Consider the following 26775-nt stretch of genomic DNA (forward strand, 5'->3'; position numbering starts at 1 on the left):
AGTTGTTGCCAAGCGTCCACGCGAAGCCCACCATGGGGGCATGAAACCCCACCGACTGCTCGCCCCCCTGCTCGCCTGGGCCACTCTCGCCAGCTGCGCCCAGACGCCCCCTGCGGCCCCGGCTGCCTCCGCCGCAGCCGCCCCCGCTGAAGCCGAATCGGTCCGCCTCGGTCGCGAACTACGGGCGCTGATCGGCCCAGCAGCCTGTACGGCGAATTCGCAATGCCGTACGGTGGCCGTCGGCGCCAAGGCCTGCGGCGGGCCGGCCGGCTATCTGGCCTGGTCCACCGTGGGCACCGACGCCGAACGCCTGGCCGCCCTGGCCGCGCGCCAGGCCCAGGCGCACAAACGCGAAATCGAGGCCAGCGGCATGCACTCGAACTGCGCCATGGTGGCCGACCCGGGCGCGGCCTGCGTGGCAACGCGCTGCGAGCTGGCGACGCCCCAAAGTGCCCGCTGACCCAATAAAAAAGCCGCAGACCTGACCGGTCTGCGGCTTTGCATCGTCCGGCCGCCAGGGCGGCCGGGAGGCGACGTGCTTACTGAGCGGCGGYGCTTTCGACCAGCTTGGCCGGCACGGTGGTGGGCTCGTTGAGCACCGGCACGCTGCCGTCGGTCGAGACACGCACAGTCGTCGTGGTTTGAGCCACGCCAGCCAGATCCAGCAACTGGAAGGCACCCAGGTAGCGCTTGCCCGTGGCCAGACCCGACCAGGTCAGGGCGACGCTGGCGGTGCTGCCGGCATAGACCTGCGAGGGCACGGCGACCTTCAAGCCAGCACCTTCGCCCGGGCTGACGATCCAGCTGGACAGCGAGTGCGTCATGGCAGCGGCGCCGCCGTAGGCGACCACGCAGACCTTGTAGGTACCCGCGACCGGATTCGTCACCTGCACCGTCTCGTTGGAGCCGTCGTTGCCCGAGTACACCGAGGTGGTGTTGTTCGGATAGAGCAGCATCAGGTCGTTGTCGTCGCCGGCAGTACCGACGTCGGCATCACGCAGGCCGAAGCGAGCCACCATGGCACCGGCAGGCACGCTGAAGCTGTAGACCTTGACATTGGCCGTGTCGACACCGGCCTGGCAGATGGCCTTCAGCGCCGCACTGCCCGTCGCCTGGGGCGCCAGCGTGGCCGGGCTGCCCATCGTCACTTCCTTCATGCCGCCCTGCTTCAGGCCCATGCGGCCACTGAAGCCGGTCTTGGCCGTCATCAGGCGGGTGCCGGAAACGGTGGTGCCGGTGATGTCCGACAGGGTCGAGATGGGCTTGCCCACCTTGGCCTGGATCGGGGCGCGCACGCTGTGGCCGCCGGCGCCGTCACTCCAGACCAGCTGGCCATAGTTCCAGACACCTTCGGCAGCCGTCGTCGCGGTCAGCTTGACCGTGAAGGAAGCGGAAGCACCCGGAGCCAGCGTGAGGGAGGAAGGCGTCACGACGGTCGTGAAGCCCGGCACGCTGGCAGCAGCGGTGTAGGTGGCACTCGCCGTACCGACGTTGGTGACGTTGCGCGGGAAGGTGACACTGCCGATGACGGTGCCTGCTGTCAGGGACGGCAGGTTCAGATCGGAGGTCTCGGCGAGCGTGCCAATCGTCGTGCAGTCGGTGGCCGGCAGCACGGCCGGCTTGTTCACCTTGCACTGGTACTTGACCCAGTCGTTCTTGCCGGCGTTGTAGACCAGGCCGGGGTCGGTCGCCTTGTTCGGGTTGATGTGGCCCGAGCCCTGCGACCAGGGCAACAGGCCGTTGGACAGACCGGCAAGGCCGTCGTTCAGCGTCGAGTAGGTGGTGGTCATCAGCGCCGACTTGATGGCGCCGGGGCCCCAGGTCGGGTGCGCCTGCTTGAGCAGCAGCGCGACACCCGCCACGTGCGGGCTGGACATGGACGTGCCTTGGTAGGACGCCCATGCCGGTCCGGGCACCAGCGTGCCAGCGGCGACGGCGTCGCGATCGGCCTGGTTCAGGCCCGGTGTCACCTGGGCAATGACGTCCACGCCAGGTGCCGTCAGGTCGGGCTTGAGGACGTTGCTGTCACCCGCGTTCGGGCCACGCGACGAGAAGTTGGCCATGATCGGCGCCGGAGCGGTGCCGATATAGAACTTGCTGAGGCTGGCGGTGGCGCCGGCCGTCTGGGCATAGGTCTTGATCGCGGCGCCGTCGGCGGTCGTGACGTGCACGGTCGGCACCGAATGGGCCTCGGCCACCAAGCCAGCGCCGTTGTCCTGCATGATCATGCCGACGCCACCGGCGTTCAGCACGGCCAGGCTCTTGTCGACGCGGGCGTTGTTGCCGCGCGTGCAGACCACGATCTTGCCGGCCACCTTGGCGGGGTCCAGCTCGAGCGGGTTGCTGAAGCACAGGTTCAGGTTGGCGCTGGCACCAGCGATGCCTGCGTCCTCGGCGCGGATGAGGGGCTGGCCGTTCACTTCGGCCAGGCTGTTCAGCGAGGCGCCGGTGTACTTGGCGGCATTGCCCAGCGTGGCGTCGCCCGAGAAGGCGCGGTCATGCGTGGAGGCGGCCACCGTCGTCAGCCAGGGGCTGAGGTGGGCGACGGCCTGGCCGGGGCCGCTGTTGCCGGCCGAAGCGGCGACGAAGACGCCAGCGATCGAGGCGCGGTAGAAGGCTTGCTCGACGGGGTCGTTGACCGTGGTCTGCGAGCCGCTGATCGAGTAGTTGATGACGTTGACGCCATCCGCCACGGCCTTGTCGATGGCGCCCACCAAGTCGGCAGTAAAGCAGCTGTTGCTGCTGCCGGTGCCGTCGGTGGCGGCCACGTCCACATAGGTGTAGCAGACCTTGTAGGCCGCCACGCGAGCGCGTGGCGCCATGCCGGAGGCCTGACCCAGGGCAAGGCCGTTGACGATGGCCGTGACGTTGGCGTTGCCTGCCGCCGTGGAGGCGGTGTGGTCACCGTGGCCGCCGTGGCCGGTCGCGCCGCCCAGGTCATCGCGGCCGGAGGCGAACGACGTCCAGTGCGGAGTCCGGCCGGTGGCGATGAAGCCCGCGTTGAAGTGCTGGATACCAATCAGCTTGTTGTTGCAATGCTTGGCGGGGTCGATGCCTTCGCCAGCCACGCAGCCACCGATATAGGTTGCAGGCTTGGGACCGTAGACCAGGGTGTCGGCCGGGTTGTTGCTCGGCACGCCGTTGGCATCGACACGGTCGAAGAAGGCGGGGTTCTCGGGCCAGATGCCCAGGTCGACGACGCCGATCACCAGGTTCTCGCCCTTGATCGCGGAGCCGCCGGCGGTCTGCGACCACAGGCCACCCGGGGCGGTCAGGCCCAGGAACTGGCTGGTGGAAATGGTGTCGAGCTTGCGGGCTTCGTCCTGCCACAGGCCGACGACCTGGCTGTTGGTGCTCAGCGAGCGGGCTTCGTCATCCGTCAGGCTGGCGGCAAAGCCGTTGAACACGGTCTTGTAGCTCGTCAGGACAGGCGCGTTGCCGACCGAGGCGATCACGTTGCTCTGCTGCTGGCCCAGGTAGCTGATGTAGGCCTGCACGGCAGCGCTGCCGTACTTGAAGGTTTCACCGGCTGCCGGTTGGGTGGCGGCCAGGCCTGACACCGTGCCCTGGTAAGAGGCAGCGGGTTCGTCCTTGAGCTGGACGATGTAGGTCTTGCGATCCTGCGCAAAGGAGCTTGTGGCCAAACCTGAGAGCAGAACCAGCGTCGCCAGTGCGGCGGGCTTGAGTTTCATCTTCATCAAAGAGTCCTTTCGATGCAAACGGCGGATCAGACAGCGCGACGGCGGCTGGCCCGGAAGGCGGCAAGGCCGGCGACGCTCAGCAGAGCGAGGCTGGCGGGCTCGGGCACGTGCTCGATGGTGATGTTGTCGAGGCCGAACTGGGCGCGGTCAGTGCTGAAGGCTGAGCAGGTCGTGCCGCCGCCGGGAGGCGGGCAGGCGAAGCCGTAGGCATAGACGTAGTCGAACTCGATATTGCCGAAGGCGCCGGTATTGATGCTCGAGAAGTTCAGCTGGTTGGCGGCATTCAGGCCGGTCAGCGCGAAGGTGGCCGTCGTCGAGACACCGTTGCGCACGCCCTGCAGGCGCACGAAGCCGGGGGTGGACTGCAGCGCCTCGCCATTGCCGATCCAGCTGGCGTCGAAGCTCTTCACGGAGAAACGGTAGCCGTCCGTCGAGCCGAACACGAGGGCAGCATCGGCCAGCATGGCCAGGTACTGCGTCGAATTGTTCGCCGGGCACTGCACGTTCAGGCAGGTGTTGGGATCGCTGCCGTCGGCGAGGATGCCGACGAGATCGCCAATCTGGGCGGTGGCGGAGTTGGAGAAGGGGTCGAAGAACATCGTCCGGCCACCCAGGCCGTCCTGATAGAACTCGTCACCGTTGAGCAGCAGCGGCGCGAAGGGCGCAAACGGCGACGGATCGACGGTATTGAAATCGATGGTGGTGCGGAGCACATTCGCCTGGGCACCCACCGACGCGGCCAGCGCCAGCGCAGCGAGCGCGACTGAGGTCAAAGCCTTCTTCATTGGACTACTCACTTTCTTTGAACGTTGATTCAATCGGCGCAGGCGAGCGACGCTTTTGGCGACACGACACCCCCAGCTCAGCGTTGCTGTTTGCTTGGATGCCCTGCGTATGGGTCAACAACTGACCCAGCTAGGCGGCCGATTCTGTGCGAGCAGGATTTCACGGCCATCCCCACTTGCCCGGCATCCAAGCAAGGGGGGAACGGGTATTCACCGAGTCAGCAGACTTGACTAACCCGTATGAAATTTCATAGGACAAATCACCTTGACGCGCCACTGGCCGCTGAGGCAGCCGAAGCGGGGTCTGCGGGCAGTTGCAGGTTGGCCACGGTGCGTGGCGAGAAGAGCAGGTCGCGCGCAATCCGGACCGGCAAGCCGTCCGGGCCAACCTCGCGCAGCAACGCATGCTCAGAGCGGCTGCGCACGGCACTGAACGCGCCGGGCTGGCCGGGTTCGGCCACCAGCTCCCAGTCCGCCTTGCCGGTGAAGGGGTCCTCATAGGCGCGGCGCAGATGGCGCCGCGGCTTCGGTACGCGGTTGTCGATGAGCAGGTCGTCCAGGCTGCGCGGGTATTGCTGCGGCGGGTTGGGCGTGGCCGCCGCATAGGCCACGATGGCGCGCGCGATCTCGCCGCCGCGGAACAGCAACTCCCGCTCGCGCTCGCGCTGGGCCGCCGTGCTCCAGGCCTGGCCCAGGGCCGCCAGGCCCGCCGCGGTCAACGCGACGAGGAAGAGCACCGCGAGGTAGGAATAGCCCCGCGCGCGGCTGCTACCAGTCCGCATAGAGCCTGCCGTCCGCCGAGCGCCCGGCGGCGCCGCTGCGCACATCCCAGACCCGGCCGCTGGCCTGCATCTCAGTCGGTGGCGGCAGCTCGACCCAGGTCTCGCGGCTGGCGGTCAGCGGGTCCTCGGGAATGCCGCGGATATAGCGCGCCGCGGCCAGCTCCTGCAGGGACTCGGGATACCGGCCCTTGTCGGCGGCGTACTGGTCGATGGCATCGCGCATCGTCGTCAACGACTGCAGCAGGGCCGTCTCCTTGCTCTTGTGCAGCGACGTGAAGTAGCGCGGCGCGGCAATGGACGCCAGCAGTGCCACGATGGCCATGACGACGATCAGCTCGATGAGGGTGAAGCCGCGTTGCCTGGCCATTACCAGTCCTTCAGCTTGCTGCCATCGAGCGCCTTGCGCTCCGAGCGCGAATAGACGTCGAACACGTCCTTGCCCGCACGCGGGTCGTCGGGCGGGCTGTCGTAAGCGCGCAGGCCCCAGGTCTCGGCCGCGCTCAGCTCTGCAGGCGCGAAGGGGTCGCGCGGCAGGCGGCGCAGGAAATAGATCTTGCGGCCGTTGGGCGACTTGGCATCGGCCACGCCGTCGACCAGCAGTTGCAGCTTCTGCGGGTAGCCGCTGTCCTCGGGGCTTTGCACGATGCTGCCGGTCTCGGTGGCGCGCTTGTAGGCGTCAAGCGCCTCGCGCAGCGTGCGCAGCGACTGGCGCAGCTCGTGCTCGCGGCTGCGCTGCACCGACATCTCGAGCAAGGGCCGCGCGGCAGACGCGAGCACGCCCAGCATGGCCAGYACGACCAGCATCTCGATCAGCGTAAAGCCACGAACAAAACCCGCGTGACGCCCGCGGGCCGAGCGCCGGGCCGCTCCCAAGCCGGCCCGTTCTGGCGATGCTGGCCGGTCAAGCCGGCAAGCATCGCCGTCCCCTCGGGGGACCGACCGGATTCGCCCGCGTTCAGCGGCGCGAAGCAGGGCGAGGGGCAGTTTCACCTTACCGCCTCGACGGTCAGCAGGCCCGAGCCTTCAAGTCGCACCGATGCCGATTCGCCATTCAGTCCGCTGGCCGACAGCGAACTGACACCGATGTTGAGCACCTGGCCTGCCGCCGGCGGCAGGGCGCGGAAAGCGACTACGCGCTCGCCGCGTGGCGCCAGCTCGACGGGATAGCGCCCGGGCGTGACGCCCTGCAGGGGCTGGGCCGGCGTGAGTTTGGCCGCGTCGTACTCCAGCTCGCCCTTGATCTGCAGGCCGCTGTCGTTCTTCAACGCGACCGAGACGGTACCGCCGGCCGGGATCTGCGGCGTCACGTCCAGCTTCAGCAGGGCCTCGGCAGAGGCCGCGCTGGGCTGCGCTTGCGCGGCCGGCGCGGCGGCGCCGCCACTGCTGGGCGCCACACCGACCCGGGCATCGCGCCGCAGCAGGCTGCTGAAGGCGCCGGGGCTGGCATCGGTGCCGCTGGCCAGGCGCGTGAGGGACGCGTCGGGCACGGCCAGGTTGCGCACCACGCGCGGCGTGATCAGCAACACCACCTCGGTCTTGTTGCGCGTGTCGGTCTGGGTGCCGAACAGGCGGCCCAGCACGGGGATGCGCGACAGGCCCGGGATGCCGGTGCCGCTCTTGCGGTCCTCGTCGTTGATGAGGCCGGCCAGCACCTGCGTCTCGCCGTCAGCCAGGCGCAGCACGGTGGAGGTGTTGCGGGTGCCGATTTCGTAGGCCGTCGTGCCGCCGGGGCCGGTGACCTGGCGGATCAGGTTGCTGACTTCCAGGCCGATCTTGATGACGACGTCGTTGTCGAGCTGGATAGTGGGCTCGACATCAAGCTTCAAGCCGACGTCCAGGTAGCTGACCGAGGCCGCGACGGACGTAGAGCCGGTGAAGTTGGTCGTCGTCGTGAACACCGGCAGCTTCTGGCCGATGTGGACCTTGGCCTTGTCGCGGTTGCGCACGCGGATCTTGGGATTGGCCAGGATGTTGGAGTTGCCGGCCGTGCCACGCAGCGTGGCGATCACGGTCGGGTTGGCGATGCTGGCGCGGAAGTTGATGGGGTTCCTGCCGCCGATGAAGACGCGCGACGGGATCGCACCCGTCGCGTCGCTGATGCCCACCTGCAATTCCTCCGGCCACTGCAGGCCCAGCGAGTCGACCTGGTCGGTGGCCAGTTCCATGACCTCGACCTCGAGCATGACTTCGGGCTCGGGCAGGTCGACCGAGGCGATGAGCTTTTCCACCAGGCGCAGCACCTCGGGCGTGTCGCGCACGATGAGCAGGTTCAGGCGCTCGTCGATGTGGATGTCGCGCACCTTGGCGATGGTGCGCACCATGGCCTGCACCTGCTTCACGTCGGCGTTGGTCAGGTAGAGGGTGCGGGTGATCAGCTCCTGGTGCTCGCGCTGCTTGGCGGCCGTGTTGGGGAAGATCAGCACCGAGGTTTCGTTGAGCAGCTTGCGATCCAGCTGCTGGGTGCCGAGGATGACGCGCATGGCCTCGTCCATCGTCACGTTGCGCAGGAAGACGGTCACGCGGGCATCGGCGCGCACGTCCTTGTCGAAGACGAAGTTGACGCCGCTGGAGCGGGACAGCGCCTCGAAGACCTGGCGCAGCGGCGCCTCGCGGAACTCCAGCGTGACGGGCTTCTGGAAGGCCGGGCCCAGCTCGCCGACCGCCGCTTCCAGCGGCCGCGCCTGGGCGACTTGGCTGGCCAGCAGGCGGGCGCCGGGATGCTGGGGCGACTCGGCCAGGATCTCGCGGGCCACGCCTTCAGCGCGCTCCAGGCGGCCTTCCTTCAGCGCCGCGCGGCCGGTGGCCAGCTGGGCATCCTGGCGGCGGCTGCGTTCCACCTCGGTGGTCAAGGCGACCAGGCGCGGGTGCTTGGCGTCGGCCAGTGCCAGCTGGCTCAGCAGGGCTGAGGCCTCGTCCCAGCGGCCGGCGCCGCGCAGGGCCTCGATCTGCAGGATGAGGCGGGCCGTCGCCTGTTCGCGGGCGCGCACCTGGGCGGCGCGCAATTGAGGGTCGTTCGGGTCCTTGGCGCGGGCATCGTCCAGCACGCGCAGGGCGGCCGGCCACTGGTTGCTGCGGCCGAGGTCTTCGGCCTGGCGCAACGCCGGGTTGGCGCAGGCCGCGAGCAGCACAGTCACAAATGCCCCAAGGACGACGTGGAACGTCGTCCGCCCCCCGAGGGGAGCGAGAAAACTTGGGGCGGCCCGGCGTTTTCCCGGGAAGAGAAGGAGGAGCTGCTTCATGGGATGGGCCTGAAGACGATGTTCTGGGGGAGCTGGCCGGGCAGCCAGGTCAGGCGCACGCCGCTGTCGGATACCTGCTCGACGCGCCACTGGCCGTCGATGACGTCGCCGCGCTTGGCACTCAGCGCCTTGTTTGGGCCGGTCAGCAAGGCAACCTCGACCGCCTTGGCGCCCTCGCCTTCAATGACGCGGCCGATCATCTGGTAGGGCGCTGGCGGCGCGACTGGGGGCGGCGGTGGTGCAGCAGCGACCGGGGCTGGCGCCGGTGGAGGCGGCGGTGGCGGCGGGGGTTGCCAGGCAGCCAGTTGGGACGCGGGGGCCTCGGCCCAGGGTTGGCGGGCGCCGTCCACCGGCGCAGGCGCGGCAGAGGTTGGCGAAGCGGTGGCAACCGGGCGACGGGCTGGCGCTGCGACCGGCGTCACGGCCTCGTCATCGGGGCGCGTCGCCACCCAGGCCGTCGCGGCCAGCGTCGCGACGAGCGCGCCGCCGAGGGCAAGCTGACGGGGCGACGTCGGCTTCATGGCGCAGCCCTTCCGTGCAGCGACCACTGCAGTTCGGCATCGACATCGGCCGCCATCGGGCTGACACGGCGCAGCTTGACCGAGTCCAGGCTCAGCGCCGGATCATGTTCGAGTGCCGCGGCAATGAAGCGCCGCACCTGGCCGTAGCTGCCGGTGACCGGCATGGTCACGCGCAGCCGCTCCAGGCCCTCCGACGTGGACAGCCGGTGCTCGGTGCGCGCGCCAACGAGGTCCAGGCGGATGCTGAGCTCCAGCAGGTCGGCAAGGCGCTGCTGGCGGCTGCTCGATGGTGGCAGCGTGGCCTGCCATTGCTGCACGCTGACCGGCGCGGACGCTGCCGCCACGGCGGGACGGGCCTTGGCACGCAGCTCGCGGGCCTCGGTCTGCAACTTGACGGCCTGAGCGTCCCAACGCTGGCTGAGCACGACGGCGACCACGGCAAGAACCAATGCCGCCAGGCCGGCCAGACCGGGCCAGCCGAGCGCTTTGACCGGAGCCTTGATGAAGGCGGGCCGCTTCACGAGCCGCCTCCGGTCGCCACGCGGGCATTGATCTCGAAGCGCTGGCCAACCAGGCCCGTCTCGGCGGCCGAGAAGCGCGACAGCACGACCTGGCGCCAGCCCGGCGTCGTGCCAAGCTGCTCGGCCAGCTGCAGGGCCAATAACTTGTCGGGCGTCAGGCCTTCCAGGCGCAACTCGCCGCGGCCGGCGCTGGCGTCCATGCCCAGCCAAGCGATGGTCTTGGCCTCAGCGCCCGCGGTCTCGACACGGGTCAGCAGTGGCTCCCAGGGCATGGCCAGCAAGGCGCGGGCTTCATTGGCCGAGCGGTTCTCGGCCGGTTCGGCGCGGCCGCGCGCGGCGGGCTTGGGTACCGATGCCGGGCGCAGCGTGGCGACGCGGTCGCGCGCGGCCTGGGCGACGTCGAGGCCGCGATGGCTGTCGACGGCACTCCATGCGGCCGTGGCCAGCACCAGAGCGCCGGTTGCGGCCAGCGGCCAGGCCAAGGGCGAGCGGCCACTGCGCGGCAGGAAATCAGGCTGCGGCGTGACGGGGCCGGGCTGGGGAATGAGTTCGTCGGCGGGCGTGCCGACGGCGAGAGGCGCGTCGCCACCGAGATCGGCGATCTGCTGTACGCGGCGCGACTGCAGGCCGGTGACATGGCCGCGGTCGAGCTGGATGACGACCGAAACATCGCCCTCATGCCAGACCGCACGGCCCGAGCCGGCGCGCGTCGCGGCCGGCAGCGAGGCCAGCCAAGCAGCCCAGGCCGGCCGCACGGCGGCGAGGCGCACGTTCGCAGTCTCGGCCTGGGTGCGCAGTGCGGCCAGGTCCAGCCCATGCAGAGCGGACGCGCCAGCCGTCTCGCCCAGCTTCCAAGGCGCAATCGCAAAGCGTTGCGCAGCGCTGCCGAAGTAATGGGCGAACTGCTGCTGGGCATAGGCCTGCACGGCGTCCAGATCGGCCAGCGGCAAGCCCGGCTCGGTGACCAGCTCGTGCAGGGCACGCGCGCTGACGACCACCTCCACGGCCGTGCCCGGCAGATCGCGGCACCAGGCCGCGAACTCGTCCCCGCCGGGCGTGACGAAGAGTCGCCGCGGCTTGGCCAGGCGTGCGGCGATTTGCCGGCGCAGGCGCTCACTCATCGAGGGTGACACGTTCCAGCTCCTCGAAAGTGGTGTCGCCGCGGCAGACCGCCGCCAGCGCCATCTCGCGCAGCGACTTCATGCCGCGGGCCTTGGCGGCCGCCTTGATCTCGGACATCGGCGCGCGCGCGGCAATCAGGTCGCGCAGGCCGTCGTCGAGCTTGAGCAACTCAGCCACCGCGCGCCGGCCTTTGTAGCCGGTGCCGCGGCAGTGGCCGCAGCCCTCGCCCTTCAGGAAGTTGCCGTTGATGACGCCATGTCTTGTCAGGGTCGCGGCATCGGGCGTGAACGGCCGGGCGCAGTGCTTGCACGTCAGGCGTACGAGCCGCTGGGCCAGCACGGCGTTCAGCGCCGAGACCACGTTGTAGAGATCCAGCCCCATGTGCATGAAGCGGCCGATGACATCAAACGCGTTGTTCGCATGCACGGTGCTGAAGACCAGGTGACCGGTCAGCGCGGCCTGCACGGCGATCTGCGCGGTCTCGGCATCGCGGATCTCGCCGACCATGACGCGATCCGGATCGTGGCGCAGGATGGAGCGCAGGCCGCGCGAGAAGGTCAAGCCCTTCTTCTCGTTGACGGGAATCTGCACGACGCCGCTGAGCTGGTACTCGACCGGGTCTTCAATCGTGATGATCTTGTCGGCGCCGGTGTGGATCTCGGCCAGCGTCGCGTATAGCGTCGTCGTCTTGCCGGAGCCCGTGGGGCCGGTGACCAGCAGCATGCCGTGGGGCTGGCGCGCCTGGTGCCGGATGGCAGCGCGCTCGTCGTCGCCAAAGCCCAGCGAATCCAGCGTCAGCGAGCCGGCGCGGGCGATGGCTGCGCGGTCCAGGATGCGGATGACGGCGTCCTCGCCGAACACGCTGGGCATGATGCTCAGGCGGAAGTCGATCTCGCGGCCCTGCACGCGCAATTTGAAGCGACCGTCCTGCGGCAGGCGGCGCTCGCCGATGTCGAGTTCGGCCATGACCTTGAGGCGCGACACCAGCTGCTCGGCCACCTGCGGGCCCTCGACCTGGCGCACCACGGCCATGACGCCATCGACACGGAAGCGGATCATGGCGCCGCGGGCCGTGCATTCGATGTGGATGTCCGACGCCGTGTCCTGCAGCGCGTCGTAGATGGTGGCGTTGAGCAGGCGCACGACGGGGCTGGCCTGCTCGCTCAGCGCCAGCGCCGACAGCTCCTCGGTGTGGTCTTCCACAGCGGTCAGCGCATCCTCGACGTCAGACAGCGCGCGGAAGTCGGCCTCGCCGGCGCCCAGGAAATGCGTCACCGCCTCGCTTGAGGCACGCTGCCAACCCACAGGCGCATTCAGCCGCGACTCGACGCTCTGCAGCAGCATCGCGTCCTCATCGCGCTCGGCGAGCAGCACGCGCCTGTCGTCGGCGCCCACGGCCAGCACGGCACGCCAGCGCTGGGCCTGGGCCTGCGGCCACTGCTCGAAGTCCAGGTGCCAGGGGCCCTGCTCGGCCGGCAGCCAATCCGCCAGGGAGGTCGTCATTGGACTTGCTCCACGAGCTGGAAGATCGGCAAGTACATCAGCACGATGATCCCGCCGATCAGCACGCCCATGATCAGCATCAGCGCCGGGTTCACCAGGCGCGACAGCAGGTCGGTCAGCCGCGCTGCCTCTTCGTCGTGGAAGGCGGCAGCGCGCTCCAGCATGGCCGCCACCTCGCCGCTGCGCTCACCCACGCGCAGCATGCGACGGGCGACCGGCGTGGCCAGGTCCTGCGAGTCAAAGGCGGCCGACAGGCGCTCGCCGCGCTCGATCTGCGCAGCTGCGGCCTGCACTGCGGCGCGCCACGGTGCGGCGACCACGTCGACGACGATGCGCAGCGCGGCCAAAGCCGGCACGCCCGAGGCCAGCAGCATGGCGAGAGACCGGTAAAGCCGCGCCAGCGCCAGCACGCGCAACCGCGGGCCCAGGCCGGGCAGCGTCCACAGCGCCGCCTGGGCGCGCTGGCGCACGATGGGCTGGCGCAGCAGCGTGAAGATCGCAAAGCCCACGGCTGCGATCCCGCCGATGACGAGACCGGGATGCGCGCCGGCCGTCTGGCCGAACTCGATCAGCACACGCGAAGCCCACGGCAGGTCGGCGCTGGTCTGCTCCAGGATGCCGGCAAAGCGCGGCAGCACGTAGAGCAGCAGGAAAAGAATGACGAGCGAGCCCACGCCGAGCAGCATCAGCGGATAGACCAGGGCCGCGACGAGGCGCGAGCGCAGCGCATCGACCCAGGCCAGGTAGCGTGCATGCTGGGCCAGCGCGGTCGACAGCTGGCCGGTCTTCTCGTTGGCCGCGACGATGGCGCAGATCAGCTCATCAAAGGCCTGCGGCTGCTGGCGCAGCGCGACCGACAGCGGCTGGCCCTGCTCGATCTGGGTGGTGACGGCGTCGAGCGCCGCGCGCACGCCGGGCTGGCCTTCCTTCTCGCGCAGCGTGCTCAGCGCTTCCAGCAGGGCGATGCCGGCGTCCAGCAGCACGGCCAGTTCCTGGCTGAAGAGCTGCAGGGGGAATTTGGCGTTACGGCGCCAGGGCTTCGCAACTTCGCTGGCGGCGGCCACCTCGCGCACCTCCAGCACATGCTGGGGCGATACGCCGAGCACAGCGGCCACGGCGGCGCGGTCGGGAGCCTCCACGCGCTCGGTGCTGACGGCACCGGCGCGCAGCACGCGGGTTTGGAATTGGGGCATCACCAGGACGTCAGATCGGCGTCCTCACCCTCGCCGCCGGGGCGGCCGTCCTTGCCGAAGCTCAGCAGGTCGTATTCGCCATGCTCGCCGGGGCTGCGGTATTGGTATTCGTTGCCCCAGGGGTCCTTGGGCACGGCCTTGGACAGGTAGGGGCCGGCCCACTTGGGCTCGTCGGCCGGCTTGGTCACCAGCACGGCCAGGCCCTGATCGGTGCTGGGGTAGCGGCCGACGTCCAGGCGGTACTGGTCCAGCGACTTGGTCAGCGCGTCGATCTGGGCGCGGGTCGCCTTGACCTCGCTCTTGCCGATCTGGCCGAAGAACTTCGGGCCGACATAACCGGCCAGCAGGCCGATGATGACCATGACAACCAGCAGTTCAAGCAGGGTGAAGCCGCGCGGGCGGGCAGAAAAGGGGCGGGACATGGTCGGGCAGGGTACAGCGGGAGGGCGACTGTTCAACGGCGGGCGCCGCAGGGCAATCGGGATTTGACCGACCCGCATTCTCAGGGGCCGCTCACGAGGACTGGGCCAGCGTACAGGTATTGCCGGCGTTGTCCGTGCAGGGGCCTTGCCAGCGGATGCGTGTCGCCGCGGTCGGCGGCAGCGGTGCGCGGCCGTCCAGGGTCTGGCCCCGTACGCCGGTGAAGCTGGCCAGCGTCGTCCAGGTTGAGCCCTGCAGGTATTGCAGGCTGTAGCGACTGCCCGGCCGCAGGCTTCGTGTCTTGATCTGGTATTCGCCGGCGACGATGGCAAAGCTGGGCGTATCGCGGAAGGGCTGGGCCAGCGGCTCGCCGACAAACAGCCCCTGCCCCGGCCACTGCACCGCCTTCCAGTAGGCCTCAATGGCCGTCGCGCCGCGCCAGTACTGGTCGATGAGGACCGAGGCGCGCGAGAACTTCTGCTGCAGGTTGCAGGGCTCCTCCACCGTGCCGTAGCTGGCGGTTGCACCCGCGTCCAGCCAGGCCGTGATGGGCATCTGGCCGCCGCCCGAGGGCAGCACGCCACCCGTTGAGGTCAGCGTGTCGGCCAGGGCACCGGCGCGGAATTGCAGCGACGACAGATTGGCGACGCTGCTCAACCCCGTCAGGTAGAACAGCATGCCGCTCTTGCCGGACAGCGCATTGGCGCTGGCCGGGCCGGCGCTGTTGTCGACATAGTTCAGCGCCAGGGCGCCGCTCCAGGCCGCCGGCAGGCCGGCGAAATCGTTCCAGCGCGCGCTGCGGTCGTCGTCCGTCGTGCGCACCAGCCAGCCCTCGCCGGCTGGCCGGCTGCCATCGGCCGCAACGCCGCGGTTGATCAGCGCCTGGGCGGCCGCCAGCGTGCGTGCACCCAGCAGCATGGAGGGGCGCATCTGCAATTCGGCTTGCGGCCGGCGCGCCTCGCTGTCGTAGAGCGGCGAGGCGGCCGTGTTCGCGCAGGCCTCGGTCAATGGGCTGGGGTTGCAGTAGCGCGTGTCAAAACCGAAAGCCATCGCGCTGGTGATGCCCATGCTGCAGGCGCCAGTGACCCGGCTGGGGGCAGCCCAGGTCAGCAGCGTGGCCTGGATACCGGCCGGCAATCTGGCGTCGATGTCGGATTTCAGCAACGCAAAGTCGGCCGCGGAAATCGCGTCCTGGGCTGTATTAACCCTTACGCGGATCAGATTCGCCGCCGGCACACCACGCGCTGCCAGATAGGCGGCGCCGACGGCCTCGCTGAGGACATCACCCTCGGCCACGATGACAGCCAGGTCGGCCGGCGTCAGGCCGTTGGCGGGCAGGGCCAGCGTCAAGGTCTGCCCCATGCCACCACCCCCGCCGCCGTCCCCTCCCGTGCCGCCGCCTCCGCCGCCGCAGGCACTCAGCAAGGTCATCAACAACGGCGGCAGCAAGCGGTTCAAAGGGCTCATGGGGGCCATTCTTGCAGCGCAGGTCGACCGTTAGTTGCGCACAATTTTGGTGCCGGCCCGCACCTTTCGCGGCCAGAGAACCCGGGCTTACCCCAGTGTCGTGCACCGTGGCGGGGCAATACATTTTCAGCACTCGACGCGGTTCCGGGCTCTGGTTCAGGACCGCCGGGCGGGTTGTGAGGAGACAAGACAAGCGCCAAGCGCACATGGTTGCTTCGTAACCCCGAAGACAATCCAACGGCCACCAAGGCACCCCTTGGTGGCCGTTTTCTTTGTGGGGCCGAAGGCCCCGAGGGGATGGCGATTGACCGGGCATCAAGCCCGGTCAACATCGCCCGACGGGCCGGCTCGGGAGCGGCCCAGCGCTCGGCCCGATCAAGACACGACGACCACGTTGCGCTCAGTGATAGAACCGAAGACATGCTGGAACTTCTGACCGTCGCCCTCGCCTCCCTGCTCGCAGGCTTCATTGACGCAGTAGCCGGCGGCGGCGGCCTGGTGCTGGTACCGGCGCTGTTCAGCACCTTCCCCAATGCCGCACCAGCCACGCTGCTGGGCACGAACAAGGGCGCGTCCGTGTGGGGCACCGGCTGGGCGACGCTGCAATATGTGAAGCGGGTCGACCTGCCCTGGAAGCGCCTGATGCCGGCGGCGGTGCTTGCCGGCGTGGGCAGCTTCGCCGGCGCCTGGGTCCTGACCCTCGTCAGCGCCGACGGCCTGCGCAAGGCCCTGCCGCTGGTGCTGGCGGCGGTGCTGATCTACACCCTGGCCAAGAAGGACCTCGGCCGCGAGCACACACCGCGTTTCACGGGCCGTGCCGAGGTGCTGGTGGCCGGCGGTATCGCGCTGGCCGTGGGCTTCTACGACGGTTTCTTCGGGCCCGGCACGGGCAGCTTCTTCGTCTTCCTGTTCGTGCGGCTGCTGGGTTACGACTTCCTGCACGCCTCGGCGACGGCCAAGCTGATGAACCTGCTGACGAATGCGTTCGCGATCGCCCTGTTCGTCAGCAAGGGCCACATCTGGTGGCAGGTCGCGGCGGTGATGGCGGTAACCAACGTGGCGGGCAGCCTGCTCGGCACCCGGCTGGCCCTGAAACATGGCGCCGGCTTCGTGCGCGGCGTCTTTGTCATCGTCGTCGGCGCTCTCATCCTCAAAACAGCCTGGGACGCCTTCTTCCGCTGATCTACCATCAAGCATTCCCTAGCGCCCTTATTCACCATGCCCGTCGATCCTCAACTGCGCAATCTGGACATCGAGATCCCGACCCAGCCCGAGGTCCTGGTCAAGCTCTCGCTGCTGATGGCAGCCGAGGACATCGACCTGCAGGCCATGTCCTCCCTGGTCGAGACCGACATGGCCCTGGCGGCCGCCGTCATGAAGGCGGTCAACTCCTCGCTGTACGGCCTGCGCGGCCGCGTGCAGACCGTGCACCAGGCGCTGACCTACCTGGGTATGCGCGAGGTCGCGGCCATCACCTTCGAGATGGGTCTGCGCGCCGCCTTCCCAGCCGCAGCCGAGCTGGAGCAAGTCTGGTCGCGCGCCTCGCAGCGTGGCCTTCTGATGGGCCGCATGGGCCAGATGCTGGGCGTCGACCCCTGGGCCGCCCACTCGGCCGGCCTGTTCGAGGAATGCGGCAAGGCGGTGCTCTATCGTCATGCGCCGACGCACTACCCGGCCATGCTGCGCGCCGCCCCCCGCGATGCCGAACTGGTGGAGCTGGAGAGGACGGCTTTTGGCGTCAGCCATGACGCCCTGGGTGCGGCCCTTTGCGAGAGCTGGGGCCTGGCCCCGGCGGCTGTGGCCAGCGTGCGCTATCACGTCGAGATCCAGGCCTCGCTGACCATGCCGGAAAGCCTGGCCCGGCGCAGCGTCGCCGCCATCTCGACGGTCGCCTGGGCCCTGCTCGGCCATCCGGACCAGCTCGATGAGATTGCCAGTCAGATCGCACCCCAGGCGCAGCTGGACGAGACCCTCGTGTTGCGCGCGGCCCGCCGCGTCAACGAGCAACTGCTGGCTGCTCAAGAACACGGTCGCTGAAGCGTCCGGGCCGAGCGCCGGGCCGCTCCCAAGCCGGCCCGTTTGGCGATGTGCTTGCGGCTCGAAGCCGCAAGCATCGCCGCCCCCTCGGGGGCTGAGGCCGGACACATTACGCCCAGTGGGCGTGATGTGCCTGCCGAAGAGCTGCGGCACTGCCGCAGCGCGGTCTGCAAGACCGACCAGGTTGGCGCGCGTTCAGCGCCGCCAGACTGGGCGAGGGGCCAGTGGTTTCAGGCCGCGAGGCTGAGCCGGTCTCGCCCGGCGTGCTTGGCGATATAGAGCGCCTCGTCAGCCGCCTGCAGCAGCGCTTGTGCGCTCAGATACGGATGGGCCGGGCTGGCCGCCGCCAGGCCGACGCTCAGCGTCAAACTGCCCTGGCCATCCGGCAGGCGCAGCGCCCGCAGTTCATCCCGCAATGACTCCAGCACGCCCTGGGCCTCGGCCATGCCGAAGCCGGGCAGCAGAGCGACGAACTCCTCGCCGCCCAGGCGGGCGACGACATCGGTGTCGCGCTTGAAGCGCTCGCTCAGCAGGCTCGCGACGCGCTGCAAGGCCGTATCGCCGACGGCCGTGCCATGGATGAGGTTGAACTGCTTGAACTGGTCCAGGTCCAGCACCGCCAGCGCCAACAGGCCTCGCAGCCGCTGGGCCCGCTTGAATTCACGGCGCAGGGCCTCGTCGAAGGCGCGTTGGTTGGCGATGCCGGTCAGCGCATCGATGCGTGCGAGGCTGGCGAGCTCGCGTTGGTTGGCCTCCAGGGCGCTGTGGGCCTCCTGCAGCAGATGACGCTGCTGGGCCAGCTCGCGCCGGAGCTCGCGGGCGGCCTGGTCCTGCTGCCACAGCGAGCCGCGGGCGCGCAGCATGGCGTGGCCGATACGGTCCAGCTCGGCGGCGAGGCCGGGCGTTGGCACAGCGGCTTCGGGCGTCAGCGGCACCGGGGCAGATTCCATCGCCTCRCAGCCGGCCGCCAACCGGCGCAACGGCCGCAGCAACAGGGCCTCGATGAGGATGAGCTGGGCGGCGCTGAGCAGCAGCACCAGCCAGGCCGTGCGGGCCAGCCCCTCGGCCGGAGACTCGTAATTCCCCAGGCTCCACTCGAAGACAGCGACGATGGCAGCGGTCAGCAGGGGCACCGCGAGCGTCAACCGCAGCCGCAGCGAACCCAGCCGGCGCGTGCTGACGTGGTTCAGGGGTTCGGCGAGGGAATCGGTGCTCATCGGTGAGGCGGACTGCGGAACAAATTGTCACGGCCGCAGCGCGCCCTGTGCGGGCTGTTGTCTCGGGGTTTGTCAGGGGTCGCGACGCCTCGAGAAACCCAGGTGGCTTCGCTCCCTCAGTAGGGCACCTGATCCGACGGGTACTTCCAGAAGTCCTTGAGCAGGTAATTCATCGGCAGGTTCAGCGCCTTGTTCTTGGGCGGAATCGGCTTCATGAACCAGCGCTCGTAGATGGCGTGCGCCTCATGGCTGGTGATGAGGCGCTTCATCTCGTCGTCAACGATGGCCTTGAGCTCCGGGTCGTTCTTGGGCAGCACGATGGCCAGAGGCTCGATGGTCAGGAACTTGCCGACGACGCTGAACTTGGCCGCATCGGGCCGCGCCGAGACGATGCCGTAGAGCAGCACGTCGTCCATGACGAAGCCATCCGCCTGGCCGGCGGCCAGCATCTCCATGGCCTTGGCGTGATCGGGGGCTTCGATGATGTTGATGTGCAGGGCGCGCTCGTTGTTGGCCTGGGTGATGGACTTCAGCGGCGTCGTGCCTTTGGTGGAGACCAGCGTCTTGCCGTCGAACTGGGCCAGCTCGGCAATGCCACTGTCAGCCCTGACGAGGTAGCGCGCACCGGTGATGTAGTGCGGCACCGTGAAGGCGACCTTCTCGCGGCGCTCGGCGTTGTTGGTCGTCGAGCCGCATTCCATGTCGGCCTTGCCCTCGGCCACCATCTGGATGCGGTTGGCCGGCGTCACCAGCAGGAACTGCGGGTTCAGCGTGCTCATCTTCAGCTTCTTGCGCACGCCTTCGGCAAGCTTGAGGCAGAGATCCACCGCATAGCCGACCGGCCGACCATCGGGCAGCAGGTAGCTGAAAGGCACGGACGACTCGCGATGCGCCAGCACGATGCGGCCGCTGGCCTGGATGCGCTCCAGCGCCGGGCCGGCTTCGGCCGTGGCAGCAGCGCCGAGGCCGGCGACGAAGGCGAGGAGGAGCGGCGACAGGGTTTTCATGGCCGAGCCATTGTGATCCAGACCCCTGGAATTGAGCCATGCGAAGTTGGTGTCGGTTGATGCTTGCGGCCCCCGGCCCAACAAGCCGCAGCGGCATCGTTCACGATGCGGCGGCAGTGGCGGCGCCAATATCCTCTGTCACCGTGCGGTTGCGCCCTGCCCGCTTCGCTTCGTAGAGCGCCCTGTCCGCCGCGGCCAGCAGGTCAGTGAAGCTTGTGGCGCTGGCCGGCAGCATGGCCAGGCCGACCGACAGCGTCGCGCTGACGGTGCCACCATCGGGCGTCACGAAAGGCGCCTCCTGCACCATCAGGCGGATGCGCTCCGCCACCTCGCAGGCACCCGTCAGGTCGGTGCGCGGCAGCAACACGATGAACTCCTCGCCGCCGTAGCGCGCCGCCAGATCGCCGGTGCGCAGCGAACGCAGGATCAGCCCGCCAACCTGGCGCAGCACCTCATCGCCGACCGGATGGCCGTGGCCGTCGTTGATGGCCTTGAAGTGGTCGATGTCCAGGAACAGGCAGGCCAGCGGGTATCGATGGCGCACGGCCTGGCTGAACTCGATGAGGCTGCGGTGGTCGAAGTAGCGGCGGTTGTGCACGCCGGTGAGGCCGTCCGTCATGCCGGCGCGGCGCAGGCGCTCGCGGTTGAGCATGCTCTCGATGGCTATTGCCGCGATGGCCGACAGGCGGTCGAGGAACTTGGTGCCCGAGGCGGCGTCGTAGCGTTCGGGGTCGCGCGAGCCCAGGTGCAGGCTGCCGATCAAGAGGCCCTGGCGGATCAGCGGCAGCAGGGCCGCGGAACGCACGCCGGTTTGCATGTCGAAGGCCTTGGCGAGCAGCGCCTCGTCCGGGCCCGGGCCGATGAGGCGGGCCGTGCGCGCGGCGCCGAACAGGTCCTTCAGCGGGCCATGGCTGTCCAGCAGCCGCGGCGCCTTGATCATGGGCAGGGCCGGCAGTGCGCGGCGCAGCTCTTCCTCGGGGTCCAGCAGCCAAAGCTCGGCGGCGTCCAGGCCGAAATCGTCGCGGCAGTCGACCAGCAGCAGGTTGACCAACTCCTCCATCGAACTCACCGCGATGAGGCGGCGCTCCAGCGCGTCGAAGCGGTCCAGCTTGCGCTCATTGGCCTTGGCGGCGTCAAGCAGGGACTGCAGCTGGCGGCGCAGTTCCTGGACCTGGGCTTGGGGATTGGGCGGCGCGTTCATTCCGGCGCGATTGTGAGGGCCGCGCGTTCGAAGCTCCGCGGCTGGCCTGTAACGGGGTCCATGAATGCAATCGCCCGCGCCACCAGCTGCAGCGGCGCGTCAAAGCGCGGCGGGTTCTCGTGAGGCTGCAGCACGGGGTAGATGCGATCGCCGACGAGCGGCAGACCCAGGGCATTCATCTGCACGCGCAGCTGGTGACGCAGCCCCGTGTGGGGACGCAGCTCGTAACGCGCCAACCCATCGGGCAAGAGCTCGACGAGATCGACCCAGGTCTCGGCGTTGGGTTCGCCGTTGACGACCTGCATCTGCATGAAGTTGTCGCCCGTCGGCTCCTCCAGGCGGTGCCGCACCACGCGCGGCCAGGGGCCGGCACCCAGCGGCGCGATGGCGTCGTAGACCTTGGTGACGGCACGCTCGCGGAACAGGCGGTGGTAGGCGTCGCGCTCGTCACGGCGGAGGTTGAAGACGACGAGGCCCGCCGTTTCGCGGTCCAGCCGGTGCACGGGATTGAGGTCCGCCAGGCCGGTGGCGTGGCGCAGACGTGCCATCAGCGTCTGCCGAGCGTAGATGCCGCTGGGCGTCACCGGCAGGAAATGCGGCTTGTCGGCGACAAGGAGGTGCTCGTCCTGGAAGACGATGCGCTCGCCGGCCGGAATGTCGGGCTCGACGTCCAGGTGGCGCCAGTAGTAGACGCGCCGACCGCCACGGTAGGGCGAGTCGACGACCGCGTGGCCGGCGTCGTCCACCACGTCGCCGCGCGCGAGGCGTTCCGGCCAGTCGACCACGCGCGGCAGGCGCTCGGCGAGGAAGGCGGCCATGGAGCCCCAGGGCCCGGCGGGACAGAACACGGCACTTGCCGCGACGCCTTCGCGCAGCGGCAGGACCGGCTTGGGCGGTCTCGCCACGGCCTATTCGATGCGCGGCCCGCCGCGGGCGCGTTCGTCCATGTAGGCGTTCAGCCGCTTCATGTCCTGGGGCTCGGCACGGTTGCCGCGCCATTGACGCACCCAGGCCTCGCGGTTGGGCTCCCGGGCGAGCTTGCGCACCGCGGCGTCGATGGCCTCGATATGCCGCCTGCCCTGCGGCGTGCGGCTGCAGGAGACCGTGGCCAGCAACGTGCTCAGGCCCTCGGCCACCGGCAGCGCCACCAGGGCGCCGGGGTCGCCGACGCGGGCCAGGTATTCCTTGACGACGCTGGGGTACTCCAGCGTGTAGTCCATGCGGCCGGCGCGCAGCATGTCCAGCAGCTGGGTGCTGAGCTGGGCGCCGACAGCCAGCCGTGGCACGACCTGGTGTGACAGCAGGCTGTCGATCTGCGCGCCGAAGGCGCGGTCCCGTGCCAGCAGCAGGCGCAGGTCCTGGCGCTTGAGCAGGTCGGCCAGCACGAGGCGGTCGTCCCCGGGCCGGGCCCGAGACAGCTCGGCCAGCCGCTGGCGCGGCACGATGACATGGATCTCGCGCGAGATCAGCGGCGGGTAGAGGTGCGAGAAATAGAGCCACTGCAGGCGCTCGGGCGTGCGCACATGCAGGGTCGAGCACAGGGTCTCGCCGCGGCGGCTCTCGGCCTCATAGCGGGCGGTGCTGGCCTCGACGAACTCATGCCGGAACTCGGGCATGCGCGCCAGCAGCACGCGCATGAAGCCGTCCACCTCGCCGTGGCCCAGCTCGGCCACGCTGCGCGGCGGCTGGCCCTGCACGAAGCTGAAGTGCGGCGGCACGTCCTGCGCCACCCAGCGGATGGTGTCGGCGGGCGACGCAACAGAGGACGCTGCCGCGGCCGTGAAAACCAGTGCGGCTACCGCCAACGCCCCACGCACTTCAGCGACCCCGTTTTTCGGGCCGAGCGCTGGGCCGCTCCCGAGCCGGCCCGCCATGGCGATGTGCTTGCGGCTCAATGCCGCAAGCATCGCCGTCCCCCAGGGGGCTGAGGCTGGACACATGGCGCCCAGTGGGCGGCATGTGCCTGCCGAAGGGCTGCGGGCTTGCCCGCTGCGCGGTCGGCAAGCCCGACCGGGCGCGCCCGCGTACAGCGCGGCGCGACTGGGCGAGGGGCTCCATTTCAATCTCCCTCGACCCACTCCATGCGCGCCCCGAGTTCGCCAATGTGCTCGACGAAATTGGGGTGGGCGCGGCGGATCGGCGTCGCGTTCTTGATCACGCTCTTGCCGGGAATGCTGGCCGCCACCATCAGCAGCGCGATGGCGACGCGGATGATGTAGGGGCTCTCGACCTCGGCCGGGCTCAGCGGCTTGCCGCCGAAGGTGATCATGCGGTGCGGATCGCTCAGGAAGGCATGGGCGCCGAACTTGGCCAGCTCGCTGGTCCAGCCCATGGCGCCGTCATAGACCTTGTTCCAGAACATCACGCTGCCTTCGGCCTTGACGCCCAGGGCCACGAAGATGGGCAGCAGGTCCACCGGCACATAGGGCCAGGGCGCGGCTTCCACCTTCTGCAGGATGTTGCGGGTGAAGGGCTCCTTCACCTTCAGCGGGCCATTGGTCACGCAGCGGCTCCAGCCGTCCTCGTGGACGATCTGCACGCCGAACTTGGCGAAGGTGCGGTCCAGCAGCGGGAACATCTCCGGCGCGCCGTTCTTGACCTGCACGTTGCCGCCGGTGATGGCGCCCAGGGCCAGGAAGGTGACGATCTCGTGGAAGTCTTCGGTGAAGGTGTAGTCGGCGCCGCCCAGCTCCTGCACGCCGGTGATCTTCAGCTTGGACGTGCCATGGCCCTCGATCTTTGCGCCCAGCAGCGACATGAAGTTGCAGAACTCCTGCACATGCGGCTCGCTGGCGGCGTTGGTCAGCGTGGAGACGCCGTCGGCCAGCGCCGCGCACAGCACGAAGTTCTCGGTCGTCGTGACGGAGGCGTAGTCGGTCCAGTGATGGTTGGCCGTCAGCGGGCGGTGCACGCGCAGCACCAGGCCGTCGGGCAGGCGCTGGACCTGGGCGCCGAAGCGCTCGAACACCTCGACGTGCGGGTCGATCTCGCGTGCACCCAGCGTGCAGCCCTTGACGTCGTCCTCGATACGGGCGGCGCCGAACCGGGCCATCAGGCCCGGCACCAGCATGATCGAGGAGCGCATCTCCTCGGGCAGGCGGTCGGTGGCCGGGTCGAAATGGGTGTCGCGGTGGTGGACGTCGAGGATGCCGGTCTTGAAGTCCAGTTCGACCTGCGAGCCGAGCTTGCGGAAGACCTCGACGATCTTCTTGACGTCGGTGATCTCGGGCACACCGCGCAGGCGCACCGGCTGCCTGGTCAACAGCGTGGCGCAGAGGATGGGCAGGACGGCGTTTTTGTTCGCCGAGGGAATGATGCGGCCCGAGAGGGGCGTGCCGCCGTGGACGATCAGATGAGACATCGAATGAGGGGATTTCGGTGCGCGCAAGCGGCGCGCGGTGGCATTGTCGGCGTTTGCGGCACGACGCACCCGCCGCCGCCCGGAAGCTTTGTTCCGAACTGGGGGAATCAATCTTCCGCCGCGGGGTCCGGCCGCGGGTCTATCCAGCGGCGCCGGCGACGCCGCATCCAGCGGACAGCGTTGTTATGCTGGCGCGACCAGTCCGGGTCATTTCAGACCTCCGACGACAGGGAGGTGATCCGTGCGCCAGCCAACTGACGAGGACAAGCCTCGCCCCACCCGCCGCCGAGCCGGCGGCAGCGCCGTGCTGCTGGCGCTGCTGGCGCTGCTGGCCTCCCCCGCAACGGCGCAGGACCTGAGCGATCTGTCGCTGGAGCAGCTGTCCAACATCGAAATCAGCTCGGTGTCGCGGCGTATCGAGAAGCTGGCGCAGGTGCCGGCTTCGCTGTACGTGATCAGCGCCGAGGCGATACGCCGCTCAGGCGCGCGCAGCCTGCCCGAGGCGCTGCTGCTGGCGCCCAACCTGCAGGTCGCGCGGCTCAACGCCAACCAGTACGCCATCAGCGCCCGGGGCTTCAACGACTCGGTGGGCAACAAGCTGCTGGTGCTGATCGACGGCCGCACGGTCTACGCGCCCTATTTCTCGGGTGTGCAATGGGACCAGCAGGACGTGCTGCTGGACGACGTCGCCCGCATCGAGGTCATCAGCGGCCCGGGCGGCAGCGTCTGGGGCACGAACGCGGTCAATGGGGTGATCAACATCATCCGCCGGCCGGCCGCGGACACGGGGCTGCTGCTGCGCGCCGACGCCGGCACCGACGAGCGCTCGGCCGCGCTGCGCCTCGGCGGCAAGCTGCCGCTGCAAGGCGACTGGCGCGCCTACGCCAAGCTGCTGCAGCGCGATGCCACCGAGACCGAAGCCGGCGTGGCCGTGACGGACAAGTCGCGACGCTGGCAACTGGGCTGGCGCGCCGACTGGCTGAGCGGCGAGGACGGGCTGACCGTGCAGGGCGACGTCTACCGCGGCGATACGGCAGACCGCCTGAGTGGCACACGCAACCTCGGCGGCGTCAGCACGTCGGGGCAGAACCTGCTGGCGCGCTGGACTGGCCGGCTGGACGGCGGCTCGCGGCTGCGCCTGCAGGCCTACTACGACCATGTGCGGCGCGAGGACACGATCCTGTACAGCCCGCGCTTCACGGTGCTGGACCTGGAGGCGCAGCACAGCCTGGCCTGGGGCGCGCACCAGATCGACTGGGGCGGCGGCTGGCGGAGCTCGCGCGACCACATCGCGCCGGGGCTGGTGTTCGGCTTCGTGCCCGAAAGCGCGCGGCAGCAATGGCACAACCTGTTCGTGCAGGACGAGCTGACCCTGGCGGACGGCTGGCGGCTGACGGCGGGCACGAAGTTCGAGCACAACGACTACACCGGCTGGGAGACGCTGCCGTCGCTGCGCCTGGCCTGGTCGCCGTCGGCGCGCTGGCAGTGGTGGGCCTCGCTGTCGCGCGCGGTGCGCGCGCCGGCCCGGCTGGACCGCGACCTGCGCCTGCCGCCCAAGCCGCCCTTCATCATCGCGGGCGGGGCCGACTTCGTGTCGGAGGTCGCGCGCGTGGTCGAGCTGGGCCACCGCGGCCAGCCGAGCAGCACGCTGAGCTATGCGCTGGCGCTGTACCAGCATGACTGGCAGAAGCTGCGCAGCGGCCAGCCGCCGCCCAACGCCGTGGTGCAGAACATGATCGCCGGCAACAGCTGGGGCCTGGAAGCCTGGGCGCACTGGCAGCCGCTGCCCTGGCTGCGCTGGAGTGCCGGCTTCAATGCCCTGCAACAAGATCTGGCCGTGCAGCCGGGCAGCCGCGACCCGGTGGGGCCGTCCGCGCTGGGCAACGACCCGCCGCGGCAATGGCAGCTGCGCGCCACGCTGCAGCCGGCGGATCGCCATGAGCTGGACGTGGCGCTGCGCCATGTCGCCGCGCTGCCGAAGCCGGCCGTGCCCGCCTACACGGTGCTGGACTTCAACTACGGCTGGCGCGCCACCCCCACGCTGGCGCTGACGCTGGGCGGCCGCAACCTGCTGCATGGCCGCCATGCCGAGGCCAATGCTGCGCCGGGCCGCAGCGTCTTCGGGCCCGAGGCCTACGCGCAACTGCGGTGGACCCCGTGACACCGGCGCGGCGCAGGCCGCTGCTGGCCTTCGCGCTGGGCTTGCTGACGGCCGGCATGAGCCATGCACAGACCGACGATGCCGGCGGCGAGGTGCGCATCAAGGCCGAGTTCCTCTACAAGTTCACGGCCTATGTGGATTGGCCCGACGGCGCGCTGGGTGCTATCGATGCGCCCTTTGTCATCGGCGTGCAGGGCTCGGAAGCCATGCTCGGCGAGCTGAGCCAGACCCTGCAGGGGCGCACGGTGCAGGCGCGGCCGGTGCAGGTGCGGCGCGTGCGCGCGGCCGATGCCGACCCGGCCGTGCACCTGCTATTCCTGGCTCAGGGCGAGACGGCCAGCGCACGGCGCGGGCTGCTGCTGGTCAGCGAGGGCGCTTCCGGCGAGGCCTCGCCGCGCGCCGGCGCCATTCAGTTTCTGGTCGTTGGCGGGCGCGTGCGTTTCGATGTGCTGCTTGACGGCGCGGAACGCGCTGGCCTTCGCATGAGCTCACGGTTGCTGTCCGTCGCTCACAAGGTGCATGCGGCGGCGCGCTGAA

The 26775-nt window shown here is 69.4% G+C and carries 24 protein-coding genes; 5 read left to right on the plus strand and 19 right to left on the minus strand.

Features of this window, described 5'->3' with window-relative positions:
* The first annotated feature begins 40 nt into the window (after positions 1 to 40).
* Positions 41 to 460, plus strand: a complete 420-nt coding sequence (locus ACXJKJ_RS08695; RefSeq protein ID WP_457352307.1) for a hypothetical protein — start codon at positions 41 to 43, stop codon at positions 458 to 460.
* Between the two features lie 79 nt (positions 461 to 539).
* Here ACXJKJ_RS08695 and ACXJKJ_RS08700 read toward each other — a convergent pair whose 3' ends face one another.
* The 13 genes from ACXJKJ_RS08700 to ACXJKJ_RS08760 all read right to left on the minus strand — a co-directional run bounded on the left by ACXJKJ_RS08700 (position 540) and on the right by ACXJKJ_RS08760 (position 15254).
* The gene (locus ACXJKJ_RS08700) at positions 540 to 3698 is read right to left on the minus strand and encodes a S8 family serine peptidase (RefSeq protein WP_457389828.1); all 3159 of its coding nucleotides are present in this window, start codon (positions 3696 to 3698) and stop codon (positions 540 to 542) included.
* Positions 3699 to 3727: 29 nt separating this feature from the next.
* Complete coding sequence (locus ACXJKJ_RS08705; RefSeq protein WP_457352303.1) at positions 3728 to 4486, minus strand: NF038120 family PEP-CTERM protein; 759 nt, start codon at positions 4484 to 4486, stop codon at positions 3728 to 3730.
* 260 nt (positions 4487 to 4746) lie between these two features.
* Positions 4747 to 5268, minus strand: a complete 522-nt coding sequence (locus ACXJKJ_RS08710; protein ID WP_157281845.1) for a type II secretion system protein — start codon at positions 5266 to 5268, stop codon at positions 4747 to 4749.
* Positions 5255 to 5635, minus strand: a complete 381-nt coding sequence (locus ACXJKJ_RS08715; protein WP_457389829.1) for a type II secretion system protein — start codon at positions 5633 to 5635, stop codon at positions 5255 to 5257. The genes ACXJKJ_RS08710 and ACXJKJ_RS08715 overlap by 14 nt, the downstream gene beginning before the upstream one ends.
* On the minus strand, positions 5635 to 6141 hold the full coding sequence (locus ACXJKJ_RS08720; RefSeq protein WP_268795278.1) for a type II secretion system protein: 507 nt from the start codon (positions 6139 to 6141) through the stop codon (positions 5635 to 5637). The genes ACXJKJ_RS08715 and ACXJKJ_RS08720 overlap by 1 nt, the downstream gene beginning before the upstream one ends.
* 113 nt (positions 6142 to 6254) lie before the next feature.
* Entirely contained in the window at positions 6255 to 8402 is a 2148-nt protein-coding gene (locus ACXJKJ_RS08725) for a secretin N-terminal domain-containing protein (protein ID WP_457352299.1), read from the minus strand.
* A 101-nt stretch (positions 8403 to 8503) separates the two neighbouring features.
* Complete coding sequence (locus tag ACXJKJ_RS08730) at positions 8504 to 9028, minus strand: hypothetical protein (protein WP_056200554.1); 525 nt, start codon at positions 9026 to 9028, stop codon at positions 8504 to 8506.
* A complete protein-coding gene (locus ACXJKJ_RS08735) occupies positions 9025 to 9549 on the minus strand; it encodes a hypothetical protein (RefSeq protein WP_056200556.1) in 525 nt (174 codons plus the stop codon). The genes ACXJKJ_RS08730 and ACXJKJ_RS08735 overlap by 4 nt, the downstream gene beginning before the upstream one ends.
* Positions 9546 to 10670, minus strand: a complete 1125-nt coding sequence (locus ACXJKJ_RS08740) for a hypothetical protein (protein ID WP_457389830.1) — start codon at positions 10668 to 10670, stop codon at positions 9546 to 9548. Before ACXJKJ_RS08740 ends, ACXJKJ_RS08735 begins: the two co-directional genes overlap by 4 nt.
* Positions 10663 to 12174: a GspE/PulE family protein gene (locus ACXJKJ_RS08745; protein WP_457389831.1), complete on the minus strand. Its 1512-nt coding sequence runs from the start codon at positions 12172 to 12174 to the stop codon at positions 10663 to 10665. The genes ACXJKJ_RS08740 and ACXJKJ_RS08745 overlap by 8 nt, the downstream gene beginning before the upstream one ends.
* Entirely contained in the window at positions 12171 to 13367 is a 1197-nt protein-coding gene (locus ACXJKJ_RS08750) for a type II secretion system F family protein (RefSeq protein WP_457319884.1), read from the minus strand. Before ACXJKJ_RS08750 ends, ACXJKJ_RS08745 begins: the two co-directional genes overlap by 4 nt.
* On the minus strand, positions 13367 to 13789 hold the full coding sequence (gene gspG, locus ACXJKJ_RS08755) for a type II secretion system major pseudopilin GspG (protein WP_056200568.1): 423 nt from the start codon (positions 13787 to 13789) through the stop codon (positions 13367 to 13369). Before gspG ends, ACXJKJ_RS08750 begins: the two co-directional genes overlap by 1 nt.
* A gap of 91 nt (positions 13790 to 13880) precedes the next feature.
* Entirely contained in the window at positions 13881 to 15254 is a 1374-nt protein-coding gene (locus tag ACXJKJ_RS08760; RefSeq protein WP_457389832.1) for a TIGR03790 family protein, read from the minus strand.
* 423 nt (positions 15255 to 15677) lie between these two features.
* Between ACXJKJ_RS08760 and ACXJKJ_RS08765 the strand changes: the two genes are divergently transcribed.
* A complete protein-coding gene (locus ACXJKJ_RS08765; protein WP_457389910.1) occupies positions 15678 to 16436 on the plus strand; it encodes a sulfite exporter TauE/SafE family protein in 759 nt (252 codons plus the stop codon).
* Between the two features lie 36 nt (positions 16437 to 16472).
* Positions 16473 to 17291, plus strand: coding sequence for an HDOD domain-containing protein (locus ACXJKJ_RS08770; protein ID WP_056200578.1), 819 nt, complete (start codon positions 16473 to 16475; stop codon positions 17289 to 17291).
* A gap of 230 nt (positions 17292 to 17521) precedes the next feature.
* Here ACXJKJ_RS08770 and ACXJKJ_RS08775 read toward each other — a convergent pair whose 3' ends face one another.
* The 6 genes from ACXJKJ_RS08775 to ACXJKJ_RS08800 all read right to left on the minus strand — a co-directional run bounded on the left by ACXJKJ_RS08775 (position 17522) and on the right by ACXJKJ_RS08800 (position 24077).
* Entirely contained in the window at positions 17522 to 18508 is a 987-nt protein-coding gene (locus ACXJKJ_RS08775; protein WP_056200581.1) for a GGDEF domain-containing protein, read from the minus strand.
* A gap of 116 nt (positions 18509 to 18624) precedes the next feature.
* Entirely contained in the window at positions 18625 to 19515 is an 891-nt protein-coding gene (locus tag ACXJKJ_RS08780; RefSeq protein ID WP_457389833.1) for an amino acid ABC transporter substrate-binding protein, read from the minus strand.
* Between the two features lie 100 nt (positions 19516 to 19615).
* Positions 19616 to 20716, minus strand: coding sequence for a DUF484 family protein (locus tag ACXJKJ_RS08785; RefSeq protein ID WP_457389834.1), 1101 nt, complete (start codon positions 20714 to 20716; stop codon positions 19616 to 19618).
* Entirely contained in the window at positions 20713 to 21621 is a 909-nt protein-coding gene (locus ACXJKJ_RS08790) for a pseudouridine synthase (RefSeq protein ID WP_457389835.1), read from the minus strand. Before ACXJKJ_RS08790 ends, ACXJKJ_RS08785 begins: the two co-directional genes overlap by 4 nt.
* Before the next feature lie 3 nt (positions 21622 to 21624).
* Positions 21625 to 22623 (minus strand): TIGR02285 family protein, encoded by a 999-nt coding sequence (locus tag ACXJKJ_RS08795; protein ID WP_457389836.1) that lies wholly within the window; start codon positions 22621 to 22623, stop codon positions 21625 to 21627.
* Between the two features lie 152 nt (positions 22624 to 22775).
* On the minus strand, positions 22776 to 24077 hold the full coding sequence (locus ACXJKJ_RS08800; RefSeq protein WP_457319870.1) for a UDP-N-acetylglucosamine 1-carboxyvinyltransferase: 1302 nt from the start codon (positions 24075 to 24077) through the stop codon (positions 22776 to 22778).
* 241 nt (positions 24078 to 24318) lie between these two features.
* Here ACXJKJ_RS08800 and ACXJKJ_RS08805 point away from each other — a divergent pair, with 241 nt between their 5' ends.
* Together ACXJKJ_RS08805 and ACXJKJ_RS08810 are read left to right on the plus strand one after the other, a co-directional pair.
* Positions 24319 to 26238: a TonB-dependent receptor plug domain-containing protein gene (locus tag ACXJKJ_RS08805; RefSeq protein ID WP_457389837.1), complete on the plus strand. Its 1920-nt coding sequence runs from the start codon at positions 24319 to 24321 to the stop codon at positions 26236 to 26238.
* Positions 26226 to 26774 carry a YfiR family protein gene (locus ACXJKJ_RS08810; protein ID WP_056200601.1) on the plus strand — a complete coding sequence of 183 codons (549 nt, stop codon included), beginning with the start codon at positions 26226 to 26228 and terminating at the stop codon, positions 26772 to 26774. Before ACXJKJ_RS08805 ends, ACXJKJ_RS08810 begins: the two co-directional genes overlap by 13 nt.
* The last annotated feature ends 1 nt before the right edge of the window (position 26775 follow it).

The sequence above is a fragment of the Roseateles sp. P5_E1 genome (genome assembly GCF_054049335.1).

Excerpts from the sequence above, each read along its gene's own strand:
- ACXJKJ_RS08695 (WP_457352307.1), top strand. The coding sequence starts at position 41 with ATGAAACCCCACCGACTGCTCGCCCCCCTGCTCGCCTGGGCCACTCTC.
- ACXJKJ_RS08705 (WP_457352303.1), bottom strand. The coding sequence starts at position 4,486 with ATGAAGAAGGCTTTGACCTCAGTCGCGCTCGCTGCGCTGGCGCTGGCC.
- ACXJKJ_RS08710 (WP_157281845.1), bottom strand. The coding sequence starts at position 5,268 with ATGCGGACTGGTAGCAGCCGCGCGCGGGGCTATTCCTACCTCGCGGTG.
- ACXJKJ_RS08715 (WP_457389829.1), bottom strand. The coding sequence starts at position 5,635 with ATGGCCAGGCAACGCGGCTTCACCCTCATCGAGCTGATCGTCGTCATG.
- ACXJKJ_RS08730 (WP_056200554.1), bottom strand. The coding sequence starts at position 9,028 with ATGAAGCCGACGTCGCCCCGTCAGCTTGCCCTCGGCGGCGCGCTCGTC.
- ACXJKJ_RS08740 (WP_457389830.1), bottom strand. The coding sequence starts at position 10,670 with ATGAGTGAGCGCCTGCGCCGGCAAATCGCCGCACGCCTGGCCAAGCCG.
- ACXJKJ_RS08745 (WP_457389831.1), bottom strand. The coding sequence starts at position 12,174 with ATGACGACCTCCCTGGCGGATTGGCTGCCGGCCGAGCAGGGCCCCTGG.
- ACXJKJ_RS08750 (WP_457319884.1), bottom strand. The coding sequence starts at position 13,367 with ATGCCCCAATTCCAAACCCGCGTGCTGCGCGCCGGTGCCGTCAGCACC.
- gspG (WP_056200568.1), bottom strand. The coding sequence starts at position 13,789 with ATGTCCCGCCCCTTTTCTGCCCGCCCGCGCGGCTTCACCCTGCTTGAA.
- ACXJKJ_RS08760 (WP_457389832.1), bottom strand. The coding sequence starts at position 15,254 with ATGAGCCCTTTGAACCGCTTGCTGCCGCCGTTGTTGATGACCTTGCTG.
- ACXJKJ_RS08770 (WP_056200578.1), top strand. The coding sequence starts at position 16,473 with ATGCCCGTCGATCCTCAACTGCGCAATCTGGACATCGAGATCCCGACC.
- ACXJKJ_RS08780 (WP_457389833.1), bottom strand. The coding sequence starts at position 19,515 with ATGAAAACCCTGTCGCCGCTCCTCCTCGCCTTCGTCGCCGGCCTCGGC.
- ACXJKJ_RS08785 (WP_457389834.1), bottom strand. The coding sequence starts at position 20,716 with ATGAACGCGCCGCCCAATCCCCAAGCCCAGGTCCAGGAACTGCGCCGC.
- ACXJKJ_RS08795 (WP_457389836.1), bottom strand. The coding sequence starts at position 22,623 with ATGCTTGCGGCATTGAGCCGCAAGCACATCGCCATGGCGGGCCGGCTC.
- ACXJKJ_RS08800 (WP_457319870.1), bottom strand. The coding sequence starts at position 24,077 with ATGTCTCATCTGATCGTCCACGGCGGCACGCCCCTCTCGGGCCGCATC.